Raw genomic sequence first — 763 nt, 5'->3', positions numbered from 1 at the left:
GTGGCGTCTGTCCGGCTGTTTCCGTCGTCTTCGACGCCGGTTTATCAGAGCGGCTAAGGCCGCTCTGGAATCAGCTTTCAGCTGCCCAAAGCAGGCTGCGTTACCATGCGTTTTTTCGCCTGGGAGCAGCCCAATGCAGCGCATAGCAAAACCCTCTGATTACGTCCTGCAGGACATCCTCGGCAGATCGCATTACGTGCTGCCCTGGGAGGACAAGCTTTGCCCTGGTAATCCAACAGACGATCCAGAGTCAGGAGCAGTTGCTTACAACAAGCACATGCTTGAGAGGGCCCACAATGGCGGCACAGCCCTCGTAGAGGATCCTGTGTCGGACGCTGTGGATTTGGCGTTAAAAACGCCTGGAGAGGCTTACAGGGCCCTTGCCGATGATATTTCTGCGGCATATCTCGGCAGATATCAATTCAGGACTGATGATTTGGATTCTTGGCCAGCTGAGACTAAATCTTTGCGCGCTGCGCTCGTCTTCTCGAATGACGCCATTCGTCAGCTCTCTGCGAAACAGGTCATGGCTCTGCGATTTAGAGCCACTCAGGCCTGACGCGCTTCGCTTGTCCCCTCGACCTCCGTACGTGAACAAGTTCTCGCACTCCGATCGAGGCCATTCCCGCCACTGAAGAAATTTCCCAGGTCAGGGGCCGCGACCCCGGCTCGGCGTGACGCGCTTTACCGTCGCGCTGAACGGAGTCCCGGGCGAAGCGAACCCTTGACCCGACTCGATCAAAAGCACGCTCCGCCTAGGGAG

Annotated in this window: 1 protein-coding gene; it reads left to right on the top strand. The window is 57.4% G+C overall.

Annotation, left to right across the window (positions count from 1 at the left end):
- The first annotated feature begins 133 nt into the window (after window positions 1-133).
- Window positions 134-559 (top strand): hypothetical protein, encoded by a 426-nt coding sequence (locus tag GHO41_RS29380; protein WP_153329159.1) that lies wholly within the window; start codon window positions 134-136, stop codon window positions 557-559.
- The last annotated feature ends 204 nt before the right edge of the window (window positions 560-763 follow it).

It is taken from the genome of Pseudomonas sp. FSL R10-0399 (assembly GCF_009600165.1).
GTDB classification, from domain to species: Bacteria; Pseudomonadota; Gammaproteobacteria; order Pseudomonadales; family Pseudomonadaceae; genus Aquipseudomonas; species Aquipseudomonas helleri.
This window is presented reverse-complemented; position numbering and strand designations above follow the sequence as displayed.